At 59.0% G+C, this 14,128-nt stretch carries 12 protein-coding genes and 1 tRNA gene; 6 read left to right on the plus strand and 7 right to left on the minus strand.

Going from position 1 to position 14,128, the window contains the following annotated elements; all coding sequences use genetic code 11:
• The first annotated feature begins 61 nt into the window (after positions 1 to 61).
• On the plus strand, positions 62 to 847 hold the full coding sequence (locus A7A09_RS05125) for a ThuA domain-containing protein (protein ID WP_106690364.1): 786 nt from the start codon (positions 62 to 64) through the stop codon (positions 845 to 847).
• Complete coding sequence (locus A7A09_RS05130; protein ID WP_211341042.1) at positions 847 to 1,902, plus strand: Gfo/Idh/MocA family protein; 1,056 nt, start codon at positions 847 to 849, stop codon at positions 1,900 to 1,902. Before A7A09_RS05125 ends, A7A09_RS05130 begins: the two co-directional genes overlap by 1 nt.
• 499 nt (positions 1,903 to 2,401) lie before the next feature.
• Here the strand turns inward: A7A09_RS05130 and A7A09_RS05135 are convergent.
• Positions 2,402 to 2,477, minus strand: a tRNA-Val gene (locus A7A09_RS05135).
• A gap of 29 nt (positions 2,478 to 2,506) precedes the next feature.
• Complete coding sequence (locus tag A7A09_RS05140; protein WP_106690365.1) at positions 2,507 to 3,058, minus strand: histidine phosphatase family protein; 552 nt, start codon at positions 3,056 to 3,058, stop codon at positions 2,507 to 2,509.
• A gap of 455 nt (positions 3,059 to 3,513) precedes the next feature.
• On the opposite strand from A7A09_RS05140, the gene A7A09_RS05145 reads away from it, so the two are divergent.
• The gene (locus A7A09_RS05145; protein WP_148043612.1) at positions 3,514 to 4,419 is read left to right on the plus strand and encodes a hypothetical protein; all 906 of its coding nucleotides are present in this window, start codon (positions 3,514 to 3,516) and stop codon (positions 4,417 to 4,419) included.
• 660 nt (positions 4,420 to 5,079) lie between these two features.
• Here the strand turns inward: A7A09_RS05145 and A7A09_RS22000 are convergent.
• The 4 genes from A7A09_RS22000 to A7A09_RS05160 all read right to left on the minus strand — a co-directional run bounded on the left by A7A09_RS22000 (position 5,080) and on the right by A7A09_RS05160 (position 9,839).
• On the minus strand, positions 5,080 to 5,559 hold the full coding sequence (locus A7A09_RS22000; protein WP_366465474.1) for a SpoVR family protein: 480 nt from the start codon (positions 5,557 to 5,559) through the stop codon (positions 5,080 to 5,082).
• A gap of 136 nt (positions 5,560 to 5,695) precedes the next feature.
• A complete protein-coding gene (locus A7A09_RS22005) occupies positions 5,696 to 6,583 on the minus strand; it encodes a SpoVR family protein (protein ID WP_366465476.1) in 888 nt (295 codons plus the stop codon).
• Positions 6,576 to 7,892: a YeaH/YhbH family protein gene (locus A7A09_RS05155; RefSeq protein WP_106690367.1), complete on the minus strand. Its 1,317-nt coding sequence runs from the start codon at positions 7,890 to 7,892 to the stop codon at positions 6,576 to 6,578. The genes A7A09_RS22005 and A7A09_RS05155 overlap by 8 nt, the downstream gene beginning before the upstream one ends.
• 12 nt (positions 7,893 to 7,904) lie before the next feature.
• Positions 7,905 to 9,839 (minus strand): PrkA family serine protein kinase, encoded by a 1,935-nt coding sequence (locus A7A09_RS05160; RefSeq protein ID WP_106690368.1) that lies wholly within the window; start codon positions 9,837 to 9,839, stop codon positions 7,905 to 7,907.
• 597 nt (positions 9,840 to 10,436) lie between these two features.
• Here A7A09_RS05160 and A7A09_RS05165 point away from each other — a divergent pair.
• Complete coding sequence (locus tag A7A09_RS05165; RefSeq protein ID WP_106690369.1) at positions 10,437 to 10,736, plus strand: hypothetical protein; 300 nt, start codon at positions 10,437 to 10,439, stop codon at positions 10,734 to 10,736.
• 218 nt (positions 10,737 to 10,954) lie between these two features.
• Here the strand turns inward: A7A09_RS05165 and A7A09_RS05170 are convergent, their stop codons facing one another.
• Positions 10,955 to 12,331 (minus strand): hypothetical protein, encoded by a 1,377-nt coding sequence (locus A7A09_RS05170; RefSeq protein WP_245999141.1) that lies wholly within the window; start codon positions 12,329 to 12,331, stop codon positions 10,955 to 10,957.
• Between the two features lie 416 nt (positions 12,332 to 12,747).
• Between A7A09_RS05170 and A7A09_RS05175 the strand changes: the two genes are divergently transcribed.
• On the plus strand, positions 12,748 to 13,551 hold the full coding sequence (locus A7A09_RS05175) for a tetratricopeptide repeat protein (RefSeq protein WP_170167019.1): 804 nt from the start codon (positions 12,748 to 12,750) through the stop codon (positions 13,549 to 13,551).
• A 125-nt stretch (positions 13,552 to 13,676) separates the two neighbouring features.
• Positions 13,677 to 14,096, plus strand: coding sequence for a hypothetical protein (locus A7A09_RS05180; RefSeq protein WP_106690371.1), 420 nt, complete (start codon positions 13,677 to 13,679; stop codon positions 14,094 to 14,096).
• The last annotated feature ends 32 nt before the right edge of the window (positions 14,097 to 14,128 follow it).

Here is a 14,128-nt window from a genome sequence, read left to right on the forward strand (position 1 = left end):
CGTCAACAATACCAGTCAAACCCCGCGCGCGCAGTCGGCGGAGCAATTCGAGGAGAGCAAGATGAATATCCGCGTTACCGTCTGGAACGAGAATGTCCATGAGCGGAAAAACCAGATCGTCGCATCGGTCTATCCCGAAGGGATACACGGTACGATCGCCGAAGGTTTGAACGCAGACCCCGCGATCACGGCGGCGACCGCCACGCTGCAAGAGCCCGAGCATGGGCTGACGGAAGAAAAGCTGGTGCAGACCGACGTGTTGTTCTGGTGGGCGCATTGCGCTCATGGAGAGGTCGCTGACGAAGTGGTCGAACGGATCTGCAATGCCGTCTGGTCGGGCATGGGGATGGTTTTCCTGCATTCGGCGCATTTCTCCAAGCCCTTCAAGCGGCTGATGGGCAGCCCCTGCAACCTGACCTGGCGCGAGGCGGGCGAGCGGGAACGGCTGTGGATCACCTCGCGGGGCCATCCGATCACCGCCGGGCTGCCGAACCATTTCGAACTGGAAAACGAGGAAATGTATGGCGAACCCTTCGGCGTGCCCGAGCCGCTGGAGACGGTCTTCCTCAGCTGGTTCTCGGGCGGCGAGGCGTTCCGTTCGGGTCTGACCTACAGGCGCGGGGCCGGGAATATCTTCTATTTCCGGCCGGGCCACGAAACCTACCCGACCTATCACGACGCCAATGTCCAGCGTGTGCTGATCAATGCGGCGAAATGGGCGCATAACCCGGCGCCGCGGCTTTCCGATCCCAATATCGCGCCGAATGTTCCCGTGACCGAGGCGCTCGAACCCATCGAGGAGCGCGGCCCCCGGCTGCATCAACATGGCGAGGAAGGGTTCCGCTGATGAGCAAGATCCGGCTCTTGATCCTTGGCACCGGCGGCATGGCGCGGAACCATGCCGAAGGTTTCGCCGAACTCCCGGATGTCGAGATCGTCGCGGGCGTGGATACCCGCGCCGATCAACTGGCCGCTTTCTGCGGGGAATACGGTATCCCGCAGGCTTTCGGCTCGCTTGACGAAGCGCTTTTGTGGGGCCAGTTCGACGCGGCGACGAATGTCACCCCCGATGCCGCGCATTACCCGACAACCATGCCGCTGTTGGCGGCGGGCAAGCATGTGCTCTGTGAAAAACCCCTGGCGACCGATGCCGCCCAGGCTCGGGAAATGGCCGAGGCTGCCGCAAGGGCGGGCGTGGTAAACATGGTCAACCTGTCTTACCGCAACGTGCCCGCCCTGCAGCAGGCTGCACGCATGGTCGGCGCGGGCGAAATCGGCACGGTGAGGCATTTCGAGGCATCCTATCTGCAAAGCTGGCTGACCCAGCCTGCCTGGGGCGATTGGCGCAGCGAAAGCCAATGGCTGTGGCGGTTGTCCACCGCGCATGGCTCCAAGGGGGTTCTGGGCGATGTCGGGATCCATATCCTTGATTTCGCGACCTTCATCGCCGCGCAGAATGCCCGCGAAGTGTCCTGCCGCCTGGCCACTTTCGACAAGGCATCGGGTGGGCGGATCGGGGATTATACCCTCGATGCGAACGACTCGGTGACGATGCAGCTTCTGCTGGAGAATGGTGGGCTGGGAACGGTGGCGGCGACACGCTTTGCCAGCGGCCATCTGAACGACCTGCGGCTGCGTATATATGGCGATACGGGCGGGCTGGAGGTCAGTTTCGAGCGCCAGCAAAGCCGCTTGCGCGCCTGCCTTGCCCCCGATCTGCAAAGCGCGGAATGGCACGAGATCGATTGCCCGCCGGTGGTGCCGATCTATCGGCGTTTCGTCGATGCGATCCGGGGGGAGGGGGCAGTTGATCCCGACTTCGCCCGGGGTGCCGCATTGCAGCGCCTGCTGGATCGGGCTGAGGAGTCGGCTTGTCAGGGCGGGCTCAGCCTCGCCGTCTGAAGGGCCGGTGGCGGCGCCCTTCCTCCCGGCGCCGCCACGCAAGCATAAAGGTTTTACCAGGAATGGTATCGAGGCAAGCGCGCCTCCTATCAGTCTTTCGGGCGGCCGGAGGGTAGGAGGGCGATCATTGCGGTGGATGTGGACACCGCGACTGCCATCACCCAGCTGACGGCAGATATGATTCGACGTCGAAGGTCTCGCCACGCCAGATCACCCGGATTTCGGCACATTGCTGGGCCGCCACGCCATTGTTGAAATCGAACCGGATGACGAGATGCGGCCTTTTCACGGCATTGTGACATAAGCGAGATGGACCGAAGCCGGAGAAAACGGGCAACGCATGTCATGCAACATGCGCTAGCGTGGCATGCGAATGCTTGGATCGTCACGTTTCTGGGCATGGTCGAAGCGCACTTCATCGCTGTAGGTCCAATGAACCCGCACATTCTGAAAATTGTAGCTTAAACTGTTCTATTTGGCTGAATTTATTAAAGTATTTTGGTGGGCGGTGAGGGATTCGAACCCCCGACATCTTCGGTGTAAACGAAGCGCTCTACCAACTGAGCTAACCGCCCCCGGCGGTGCTTTTAACCTGTTGCGGCGATCAGCGCCAGACCTCGTGAGCCGCTTTTCGAACGACATGGACTGCCCCCTGTTCAACAGGCAGATCTGCCAGCCTCGACCGTGGCAGGCCAAGCGCGAGAATACGCAGCATTCGAAGCGTGATCCCATGTGTCACGATCAGGGCCGGGCCGGTCAGATCGTCCAGAAAGCTTTGGCAACGGACCGACAATTGCGTGAAATTCTCTCCGCCGGGTGAGCGGTCGTACCAATCGAGAGGTGAGCCGGCGAAACATTCAGGATGGGCGGGCCGCAACTCCTCGACCCTATGCCCGGTGAATTCGCCGACATCGATCTCGCAGAGCCGGGAATCGACCCTGAATTCCTTGCCGGCAAACACGACATCCGCAGTCCGGAGGGCGCGGCCCTGCGGGCTGGAAATTCGCTCTGCCGTGACGTCACCGATCAGTTCGGATTGCCGCGCGGCCTGCGCCATGCCCAGTTCCGTCAAAGGAGAATCCGATCGACCCTGCATCCGTCCCGCAAGGTTCCATTCGGTTTGCCCATGGCGCATCAGGTAAAGGTCGGGATACATCCGGCTTCCTCCTTGAAACGGCGTGTCGCTGGACATCGGGGCAGGGTTCACCCCGGGCATGGGTGACGGCATATGGCCGCCAGACCGAAACTCCTGCGGATCTGCGTCTGCCGGCGAACAAGAGCGTGCCTTGATTTACCCATTTTCGCCATATCCGCAACCTGCTAAAGACGCTATCGAGGATCGACTATTTCAGCAACCTGCTAGAGGTTCGCGCCGTCGAAATCACCGGCAACCGTATCGGCGATGCCTCCATCCTGCCGGGGTTCCTCACTCGGATTGTGGCAAATTGGGGACGGTTCAGTGCCACCGCTGACGGCATCCACGATAGCTATGCAGACAGCAGGACAGTTGTTGCGATGCGTTATTAGTATTAATCCGACGTCCAGATGAATGACACACGTTGACCATTCGAATCTAAGCGGGCTATGAAGCTTGAGAAACAAGGGGTGATAATGGCTGGGATCAAGATCCATATCGGTCATGGAAAGACTGGATCAAGCTACCTGCAGGCCGCGCTGGCTGCTTCGGAAGCGGAGCTTTCCCTAGCAGGATATTGCTATCCCCTGCACGAACAGACCAAGCAAAAAGCCTTGAGAGGCGAAACTACTTCCGGGAATGTCAGAGATGACAAACTAGCAGAGTTTCTAACTAAAAACTCGTGCCCCCCCGATCATAAATTACTGGTCTCCAATGAGGGGCTGTTCCTCAGGTTTGCCTCTGGAGAGGGAATAAATACTGTATTAGAGAAATTCTCGCCACCGGATGTGTCCATCCTCTTGATGGTTAGAAACCCGCTGGAAAACGCGGCATCATCCTATCTGCAGGCGGTCCAGAAACGGACATTTAGTGGCCATTTCGAGTCGGCCCTCAGATCATTCAATCAGCCTGCGAATGTGGCTAGGGTAATCCGGAATTGCCGAAATGCAGGCATCGATCTGGAAGTTAAGAACTATTCTCGGCACCGGCATGAGATTCTGAAGGTGGTCAGCCATTGGTTAGGAGTCGATCTCAATCGTCCGAAGCAAGAAACCATCAATCGTTCCCTTACATCCACCGAGGCCGAAATCCAACGCCGACTTAACAAGATGGCGCGAGATCCAAAAGTTTTGGCCATGACGGACCGCATAATAGAAGAGCTTCCCGATATCATACCAGACAAGCCAAAAGTCGCACCGGAGGTTATCTCCGCCTTCTTTGATCGGATAAGAGAGCAAGTTGACGAAGTCCACAACCTTCTGGGGGTTGAGTTATACCAGCGTGAAAATTCGGAACCCTACACTTGCCTTGGTAAGCCCAAGTATTTCCTTGAATCGGAGCAGATCGAATTTATCACTAAGATAATGGCCAGCCATAGTTAATATCTGAATTATTGGCATATTCGCGGAAACCCGTATCCAGATCCTGGACTTATTGATTTCAGAGGCTTGTGGTGTTCGTTACCCGAAGTTGAACGATGAAATGGGTGACAGTACCGAAAAGCATGCCCTGGGTGCTGGATACATGACGGCAGGAACCGGTATGAGACATATCAACTGTCCGCGTCGATGCGTCATTGTCTCGTGGCCAACACCACAGACAATAGAAAATCGTTCACCAATAGGGCAGAAAACGGCACGCCTTGACGTCGCGCCAGCACCCTCGAACGCTTTTGATAGGTAGCTAGGTTCTGAAATTGCGCAGAAATATTGGTGATCACGGAAGAAACGGACGAATGGATGATGTGTCGACAACCGGGTTGTTGCGACCGCTGCGTGACGGATCACTGGAACTGATCGATGACACCGAGTGAACTACCCATTCGCCAGTATCTGGAGTTACACTCCAACAAGGGCGCTACATGCAAAACTGACCTGTCACGGGCCGCCAATTATTTCCTGACGTGGCGCCGCGCGTCCTCTCTGCGATTCATGGGTGCATAAATGGTTCATGACCGATCAAACCCGCAAACTGCCCCTGATGTCCTTCAAATTCCGAGCTGCTGTTGATGCGTGTCCGCAAGCGCTTGTCCACTGGCCTGTTTATCTCGCTGATGACACCGGGCTTTCGGTCAGTTCCACCTCGTAACCCCACAGGCGCTTGCAATGCTGCAACGTGGCCTTGGAGTCGGCTTCGTCAAGCGGCATGCCAGCCACCTTGCGGTGCTGAAGATGCAGCACCCGGTCCCCGAGAAGATCGACATCGACGACCTGGATGATCGGTTGCGACAGGGACAGATCTCCGATCCGTTCCAACGTGTCGCGGACGGTCTGATAGCCGGATTCGTCGTGAATGCCCGAGACCGTGTACCAGTTGTTCCTGTCATCCTCGGTCAGCGCGAACATGCGGAAATCGCGGATCACCTTGGGGCTGAGAAATTGCTGGACGAAGCTTTCATCGCGGTATCCCTCCCATGCCTGTTTGAGCACATTCCTCCAGTCGCGGCAGCCGGCGATGTCGGGAAACCAGCGGTGGTCCTCTTCGGTCGGTTCCAGGCAGATCCGCTGGATGTCCCGCATCATCGCGAAACCGATCGCATAGGGGTTGAGGCCGCCATAGCGCGGGTCGTCGAAGACGGTTGGGTCAACACATTCGTATGATTGTGCAGGATCTCCAGCATGGCGCCATCGGTGATACGGCCGGTTTCGTGCAGCTTGTTCAGGATATGGTAATGCACGAAACAGGCGCAGCCTCGTTCATGATCTTGGTCTGCTGCTGGGGATAGAAATACTGGCCGATATTGCGGACGATACGCAAGATCTCCCGTTCCCATGGTTTCAGGGCGGGGCTGTAGCTTTCGATGAAATACAGGATATTCTCTTCGGGCAGATGCATCCTGGACTTGTGTTCTTCCGCCTCTTCGGTCCTGTCCTTCGATTTGTCGCCCTGGTCCAGTGTTGACCACAGGTAATAGACGGCGCGCTCGGCCTCTTCGCTGCGCTTGCGTTCACGCTCCTTCTCGGCGCGCATCGATGGCGTGGGGGGGCGCCGGTGGCGAAAGATGCTCACGGGCATCAGCGCATGCGCGGCGTCGAGCAGTTCCTCGACCTCGGCCGGCCCGTGCCGTTCCTCGCAGCTTTGGATATAGCCGCGCGCATAGTCGAGGTAATCGAGGATTCCCTCGGCATCGGTCCACTGCCGGAACAGGTGGTTGTTCTTGAAGAAATGGTTATGCCCGCAAGCCGCATGTGCGATCACCAGCGCCTGCAGGGGCATGCTGTTATCTTCCATGCAATAGCTGACACAGGGGCTCGAATTGATGACGATCTCATAGGCGAGGCCCCGCATGCCCTTGCGATATTGACGCTCGTGGAAGATGAACTGCTTGCCGAAGGACCAATGGTGATACATCAGCGGCATGCCCACCGAGGAATAGGCGTCAAGCATCTGCTCGGAGGAGATGATCTCGATCTGGTTGGGATAGAGATCGAGGCCCAGATCGTTCCGCGCGATGTCCTCGATCACGTCATAGCTTCGCCAGAGCGTGTCGAAATCCCAATCGCTGCCGTCGAACAGCAAGCCGCCGCCTTTCGCCGCCTTAGCCATCCGATGTCTCCGTTTCACTCGAGAAGAGTTCCCGGAACACCGGGTAGATATCCGATCGCTCGGCGACGCGTTTCAATGCGAAATTCGGCCAGGTCGCGGCAACCTCGAGATAGGAGCGCCAGAGTTCCGTGCCATTGTCGTTATTGGTCAGGATCAGCGCCTCGTCCTTGCCGATGATCTCGACATAGGCGAAATACTGGCAGAGCTTCATCAGCCCGCCATTCAGGATCTGGATGCATTTGGCCGAGTCGCCGGAATAGTTCTCGCCATCCGAGGCCTGCGCGGCATAGATGTTCCATTCCGATGGCGCATATTTTTCGTCGATGATCCGTTTCATCTCGATCAGGGCGGTGCTGACCACGGTGCCGCCGCTTTCGCGGGAGTGGAAGAAGGTTTCTTCGTCCACCTCATGCGCCTGGTGGGTATGGCGGATGAAGACCAGTTCGACCTTGTCATAGCGCCGCTTCAGGAACAGGTGCAGAAGCGTGAAGAACCGTTTCGCCAGGTCCTTCTCGCGTTCGCCCATCGAGGCGGATACATCCATCAGGCAGAACATCACCGCCTTCGCCGTGGGTTCGGGCTGCATCTCGAAGAACCGGTAGCGGACATCCAGCGGGTCAAGGAAGGGAATGCGTTTCTGCCGGTGGACGAGCAGGTCGATCTGCGCCCGCAGCCGTTTCAGCCTTGCCCGCCCGGTCTTGTCATCGGGATCGAGCCGCGCCTCAAGGTCACGCATTTCCTCTCGCAGCTCGTCCACATGCTCGTTCTTCGGCCGTCTCAGGGCAATCCGGCGGCCGATGGAGTTGCGCATGGTGCGCTGGACGCTGAGATTGGCAGGAGACCCGGTCACGGACAGGCCCGAGCGCCGGGGCTTGCGCGCCTCGGTCTGCTTCATGCTGCGCTTGACTAGATCGGGAAGCTCCAGATCCTCGAAGAAGAGGTCCAGGAACTCGTCGCGCGACAGCACGAACAGGAAATTGTCCTCGCCATCGCCCTCCGGCGCGCCCCCGCGGCCCGTGCCGGCACCGCCCGGCGGCTTGTCGATACGGTCGCCTTTCCGGTAGGCCCGGTTGCCGGGCAGGACATGCTCGCGGTGGCCGCCTTCACGCGCGATGCGAAAGCTCGGCTCCTGGATGTCGCCGCCGGGGACGGTGACGCTTTCGCCGCGATCGACATCGGCGATGCCGCGTTTCTGCACCGAGGCATCCACCGCCTTCTTGACCGCCCCGCGGACGCGCCGGATAAATCGCCGCCTGTTGGCGAGGCTGCGGTCCTTGGGGTTGAGCCGCCTGTCGATGAACTGTGCCATGGCCCGCGCCGCCTATCCGGCTTTCCGGACCCGCATGTACCATTCCACCAGCCGCCGGACCTGGCCCTGGGTATAGCCGCGATCGGTCATGCGCTCGACGAATTCAGCGTGCTTGGCATCGGTTTCCCGGTCACGCTTGGCCCCGAAGCTGATGACCGGCAGCAGGTCCTCGACATTCGAGAACATCCGCTTCTCGATCACCCGGCGAAGCTTGGCATATTTGTGCCAGTCGGGATTCTTGCCCTCGTTCTCGGCCCGGGCGCGCAGCACGAACTTGACCACTTCGTTGCGGAAATCCTTGGGATTGGCGATGCCTGCCGGTTTCTCGATTTTCTCAAGCTCCTGTTCCAGCACTTCACGGTCATACATCTGGCCGGTATCGGGATCCTTGTAGTCCTGATCCTCGATCCAGGCATCGGCATAGGCGATATAGCGGTCGAACAGGTTCTGGCCGTAATCCGAATAGGATTCGAGATAGGCCTTCTGGATTTCCTCGCCGATGAACTCGGCATAGCGCGAGGTCAGCTCGGTCTTGATGAACTCAAGATAGCGGCCTTGCGTTTCCTCGGGGAACTGCTCGCGCAGGATGGTCTGTTCCAGCACATACATCAGATGCACCGGATCGGCAGCGATCTCGGTATTGTCGTGGTTGAAAGTTTCCGACAGCACCTTGAAGGCGAAACGGGTCGAGATCCCGGTCATGCCCTCGTCCACACCGGCCTTGTCGCGGTATTCCTGTATGGATTTGGCCTTGGGGTCGGTATCCTTGAGGTTCTCGCCGTCATAGACCCGAAGCTTGGAATAGAGCGTCGAGTTCTCGTGCTCGCGCAGGCGGGTCAGCACGCTGAACCGCGCCATGATCGGCAGGGTCTCGGGCGCGCAGGGGGCGTGTTTGAGGCTGCTGCTGGTGATCAGCTTGTCATAGATCTGCGCCTCTTCGGTGGCACGCAGGCAATAAGGCACCTTCACCACGGTGATGCGGTCCAGGAATGCCTCGTTATTGCGGTTGGCCTTGAATTGCTGCCACTCTGCCTCGTTGGAATGGGCCAGCACGATGCCCTGATAGGGGAAGGCGCCGATATTCTCGGTGCCCATGTAGCTGCCGTCCTGCGTCGCGGTCAACAGCGGGTGCAGCACCTTGATCGGCGCCTTGAACATCTCGACGAACTCCAAGAGTCCCTGCGTCGTGCGGTTCAGCCCGCCGGAATAATCATAGGCGTCCGGGTCGTTCTGGCTGAGATGCTCAAGCTGGCGAATATCCAGCTTGCCGGTCAGGGCGGAAACGTCCTGATTGTTCTCGTCCCCGGGTTCCGTCTTGGCGACGCAGATCTGCCGGAGCATCGAGGGACGCAGCTTGGCGACGGTGAATTTCGAGATATCCCCGTCCAGTTCCTCGAGGCGTTTCACAGCCCAGGGAGAGAGGGGATAGTTCAGCAGGGGTCTGGGAATATTGTACTTGTCCTCGAGCAGATCGCCGAAGCGTTCGGGATCGAACAGCCCGAGCGGAGATTCAAAGAGCGGGCTGAGCTGATCCCCTGCCTTGAGAACATAGATCGGCTCCTGCTCCATCAGGCGCTTGAGGATGTCCGCCATGGTGGATTTGCCGCCCCCGACCGGGCCGAGCAGGTAGAGGATCTGCTTGCGCTCCTCCAGGCCCTGGCTGGCATGCTGGAAGAAGCCGACGATCCGTTCGATCGTATCCTCGACACCGTGCATTTCCGAGAATGCGGGGTAGCGCTTGATGGTGCGGTTCAGAAAAATACGCCCCAAGCGCTGTTCCTGGCTGGTGTCGACAAGTTCGGGTTTGCCGATGGCCGAAATCATTCGTTCGGCTGCGGTGGCACGCAAGCCCGGATCTTCACGGCATCCGAGCAGATAGTCCTGCAGGGACATTTCCTCGACCTTCAGTCGGTCGTAAGCTTCTGAGAAACGGTTGAAAACCTCCATTTTCTTCACACCATTCGTTAAAGGACGGAATCAGCGGCTGTTCAGGCCTCATAATAGAAATGGTAACCCAAAACCTAAGATTCCACTCATATTTTAATACTTATGCGTCACGTTCCCGTGCCGCCCGGTCATTGCCGCCACACGCCAAGCGTTGCCGGATACCGGGGCAAGCGGCATTGGAATCGGACATTCTGGCCTTGCCCGCAGGCCTGCGGGAAACGATGCGGCAAAGCGGCGGACCGTCCGAACAAATTATAGGCCCATCTGGCAAAAGGCGCGGATGAAACTTATATGATAGACATGGAAGCATCATCGCTCGGGCCGTGGCGGAACCATCCGTATCGGCCGGGATGTCTATCCCCATCGGAGCGGAGGGCGTGGTCGAGATCGTGTCGCTGGTCGGCTATCTGACTACGCGGTGCCGGATTACTGCCGAATCTTTCCAGGTCAGGATCCGGACCATCTGAATTCGTCAGCAGCTTATCAGGCGGCCAGGAAGGCCGGCGCAATCGGCAGGGGCCCGGGCAAGGCGGGCACCCGGCAAGGATGCGTCATGTCATATCCGGTAGTGGAACCTCGTCAGAAAGGAGGTCACCGATGATTGATCTGATCCTTGCTGCTGGTTTGGCCTGTCTGCCGACCGCGCAGGTCTATGAGCAGCTTACCGAGACATATAGCGAAACCCGCGCCGTATCGGGGCTGAGCGACCGTGGCGCGATCCTTGAAATCTGGGCTTCGCCGGAAGGGACGTGGACGGCGTTGATCACCACGCCCGACGGACGGTCCTGCCTGTTGGATGCGGGGCAGGCATTTCGGTCCAACGCTCCGGAAGCCTCTGGCGAACTTGCCAGGGACAAGGTGAAAATGCCGGGGCCGCACCTGCACGTCTCCGAATGAAGCCCCGGCGGGTGCTTCCCTATTGGTGGAGACGGGTGAGGCAATGAGACCGGGCCGGAGATCGAGGTTTTCCGGTTCCGATCCGTCAATCGCCGCCGCTGGCGGCCGATAGGCCCGGCGCATGGGCAGGGGAAATTACCGCAGCACCTGGCCATCGATGTGGCATGCGCCCGCCCCCCCCTTTACGATCCAAGCGGGGCGGGCGCTGGCGGATAGGTTCAGGGCTGCTGAGGCGCGCCGCCCATGACCTGCCCGTTGACCGTGATCGCCCCGCCGGGCGTGGAGGCGTCGATCTCCCAGACCAGTGCGCCCCCTTCGCCGGGTTGTGCCAGTGCCCGGGCCATTCGCAGCATCATCAGGGCCTGACCGGCTTCCTCCGGCGGAGCGGCGTTCAGCGCCTCTTCGATCTTGTCCAGCCCGGTCGCCGAGATGCGCGCGGAGCCGCTCGGCATCTGCTCCGGCCCGAACCTGCCATCTCCTTCGAAGTTGATCGCGTAATCCGCGCCTTTCAGGTGACCGGGAGCGATCTGCGCCTGAATATTGCCATCGGGGAGGGTGGCGCTCATCACCTGATCGGGATTCAGCGAGGCAAACGGATCCTCGGCCGTCAGATCGAAGCCGTCGATGGCAAGCGATGCCAGCGCAGCGAGGTCATAGCCGGAAAAGGTGAAATCGAGCGCGGCCTCTTCGGGAAGCAATGGCCCTGCCCATGTGGGCATCAGGTGCTCGGGGACGCTGAGGCCCGCGATCCTGATCTTTTCCTGCAGATGTCCATCGGCAATCGCGCCGGAGGTTCCAAGCATGAATTCCATCTCGGCCAGTCCGAAATCCCCGATGGGCGAGGTGATCTTCAGGTCGCGCAGCGTGGTATCCATGGACAGGTCATCCCACAGGGGCATGGCTGCGCCGAGCTCGCCGCGCAGCTCATCCTGCGAGGCGGTGATCAGTTCTTGCGAGGGATGGGCGACGAACCAGGCGAGCAGCGAAAGAATCCCCTCGCTTCGAGCGCCCTCGATATCGAAGGTGCCGTCATAACCGGGGGTCGTCACGCCGAAATTCAGCGGCACCCCGTTCGCATCCATGATGTATTCCATGGATTGTTCGATTTCCTCCGCGCGGAAACTCATGGCCTGATCCACCCCGCTGGACTGCCCGGCCGTCCCGGTCATCTCGAATTCCAAGCGCCCGGTGCGCTGATGGTCGCGCGAAAAGACCCGGGTTTCCGGCTTTTCGTCCAGGGGCAGGGCTTCATCGCTGTCGCTGTCGACCGGCACGTAATTCACGTTATCGACGACATAGTCGGTCATCACGCCTTTCTGCTCGACAAATCCTTTCAGGTTCTCGTCCCATATGCCGCTCGACTGGCTTTTCGCGGAACCTGTCTGTTCGAACAGGCCCGGCACGGTGAACGACCATGCCAGTTCCTGGTCTTCGGTGACGCCCCAGGTGCCATCGCCATTATCCGTCAGTTGATAGGTCAGGCTGGGGATCTCGAACTGCACCTGCTTGTCGGCGAGGCCGGACAGGGCTGGCGTGGCGTCGATCGTCAGCCTGTAGCTTTCGCCCTCGGGCGCACCGAAACAACCCCCTCGCATTGCCGAAATAGGATTGAAAAACCTCCGTCAGATGCTCGGCGCCTTCATCCGTGGCCGGAACGGCCCAGGCTGTCGAAACGGAAAAAAATGCCATGAAGGCGGCCAAACCGGTTCGTAGATACATCGGATAGATCCTTTTCAAAATGGAGAGGTTTGGAAAATGGATTCTTGACCAAAAGGTCAGCCTCATGAATGAGGTAGCCGATGCATGATGCGGGATCAAGGCTTTCGCCGCGCGGGAAACACCGTATCCCGGGCTTGTCTGGCCGGGCGCAGGACCGCCCGATCTTGTTCTCGCCGGGAGGGCCGGATATGTGTCGTATTATATTGAAGAGACATGATTTATGCTTCGCGCCATATTCTCATTCGTTATTCCTGCCATTGCGGGCACGGCTCTTTTCGCGGCTGGATACCTGATGGGTGAAAGACAGGTCGAGCCGCCCTGGCGGCCGCCGTCGCTTGAAGACGCCCTGCAGAAATATGACCAAAAGGAATACCTGGCCGCCAAGCCCGTGCTGGAATATTGGGCCGATCTCGGGAATGTCCGCGCCCTCACGGAACTGGGTCATATGTATAATTTTGGATATGGCGTCGAAGAGGACATATCGACGGCAATAGAATATTACCAGCAGGCCGTCGCAAAAGGCGGATATGTCGCCGCCGCGAATCTTGGCTTCAAATATTTTCACAAGGATTATCCTGGTCCGGAAGCGCAACTTCCGGAAGTGCCGCCCGAAGAGATATTCAGGCTCCTGACACGGGCCAGGAACAACCAGGTCAGCCTTTATGTCCAGAACCGCCTTGCCATGATGTATTACGAGGGTCTGGGCGTGCCGCGCGACTTCGAAAAGGCACGCGCGCTTTTTGAAGAGCAGGTCAATATCGATCCGGGTTTCGGGCCGGCGCGGTATATATTGGCGCTCATGGTGCGCAACGGTATGGGTGGCCCCGCCGATCCGGCAAAGGCTGTGCGGCTGCTGTATGACCGGGCCCTGATGTCCGATTACGATCAGCTATTGGACAGATATGATACGGATCTGCTTCTGGCGTATGAAGACCACATTCTGGAATATGGCGCGTTCAGCATGGATCGCGATTATCTCGCGGACATGGCCGGAGCGCTGCAGAAAGGCGAGGGATACCCGGAAATGCCCCGGCTCGGTCGCGACATGATGGCCAATCTCGATCTGCTGCCGGATGAGGGGGCACAACGCAAATAGGCATCGAGGCCCGGCCGGAAACCTGAGCGGCGGCCATTCACAGGCAAAGATCCTCGCGAGCCTGGTGCGGCAGCTGTTCCGCAAGGGACTCCGAAACATCATCGAACTCAACACCAGAGGCTATCATGGCAAAATCACTCGTCATTCTGACAGGCGTAATCGGCGTCGCTCTTGTTGCGGGCGGCGGGTATTGGGTGAAGGATCGGCACGGCGAAGATCCATCCGTCGCCGCAGAGAACACCCTGGACGCCGACGCAGCCCAAACGATGGACGATGCGGAGGATGATTATTACCTGGAATGCCGCGAGAACCTGTTTCGCTGGTATGACTCGCCCTCCTTTCAATTGCAGATCGTCCAGGAGGGGCAGGAAGGCTATATCACCGCATGCAAGAGCATAATCGAAGCCAGGGATCTGGGGACCGACGCTGAAATCGAAGACTGCGAACATTTGCTGAGCACCTGGAACCCATCCGCCAATCGTGGAACGAAGACGCAGGTAACGACAGAGCGGCTGCAATATTGCGAGAATCTGCTGTCCCGATAATGCGGGTCTATCCGCCCGTCCATAGGGTCGGT

Origin of the sequence: Paracoccus methylarcula (assembly GCF_003007735.2) — a bacterium.
GTDB classification, from domain to species: Bacteria; Pseudomonadota; Alphaproteobacteria; order Rhodobacterales; family Rhodobacteraceae; genus Paracoccus; species Paracoccus methylarcula.

What these genes read in the sequence shown, in the direction of transcription:
- A7A09_RS05125 (WP_106690364.1), top strand. Translation starts at nt 62, where the DNA reads ATGAATATCCGCGTTACCGTCTGGAACGAGAATGTCCATGAGCGGAAA.
- A7A09_RS05130 (WP_211341042.1), top strand. Translation starts at nt 847, where the DNA reads ATGAGCAAGATCCGGCTCTTGATCCTTGGCACCGGCGGCATGGCGCGG.
- A7A09_RS05140 (WP_106690365.1), bottom strand. Translation starts at nt 3,058, where the DNA reads ATGTATCCCGACCTTTACCTGATGCGCCATGGGCAAACCGAATGGAAC.
- A7A09_RS05145 (WP_148043612.1), top strand. Translation starts at nt 3,514, where the DNA reads ATGGCTGGGATCAAGATCCATATCGGTCATGGAAAGACTGGATCAAGC.
- A7A09_RS22000 (WP_366465474.1), bottom strand. Translation starts at nt 5,559, where the DNA reads ATGATGCGGGACATCCAGCGGATCTGCCTGGAACCGACCGAAGAGGAC.
- A7A09_RS22005 (WP_366465476.1), bottom strand. Translation starts at nt 6,583, where the DNA reads ATGGCTAAGGCGGCGAAAGGCGGCGGCTTGCTGTTCGACGGCAGCGAT.
- A7A09_RS05155 (WP_106690367.1), bottom strand. Translation starts at nt 7,892, where the DNA reads ATGGCACAGTTCATCGACAGGCGGCTCAACCCCAAGGACCGCAGCCTC.
- A7A09_RS05160 (WP_106690368.1), bottom strand. Translation starts at nt 9,839, where the DNA reads ATGGAGGTTTTCAACCGTTTCTCAGAAGCTTACGACCGACTGAAGGTC.
- A7A09_RS05165 (WP_106690369.1), top strand. Translation starts at nt 10,437, where the DNA reads ATGATTGATCTGATCCTTGCTGCTGGTTTGGCCTGTCTGCCGACCGCG.
- A7A09_RS05170 (WP_245999141.1), bottom strand. Translation starts at nt 12,331, where the DNA reads ATGCGAGGGGGTTGTTTCGGTGCGCCCGAGGGCGAAAGCTACAGGCTG.
- A7A09_RS05175 (WP_170167019.1), top strand. Translation starts at nt 12,748, where the DNA reads ATGGGTGAAAGACAGGTCGAGCCGCCCTGGCGGCCGCCGTCGCTTGAA.
- A7A09_RS05180 (WP_106690371.1), top strand. Translation starts at nt 13,677, where the DNA reads ATGGCAAAATCACTCGTCATTCTGACAGGCGTAATCGGCGTCGCTCTT.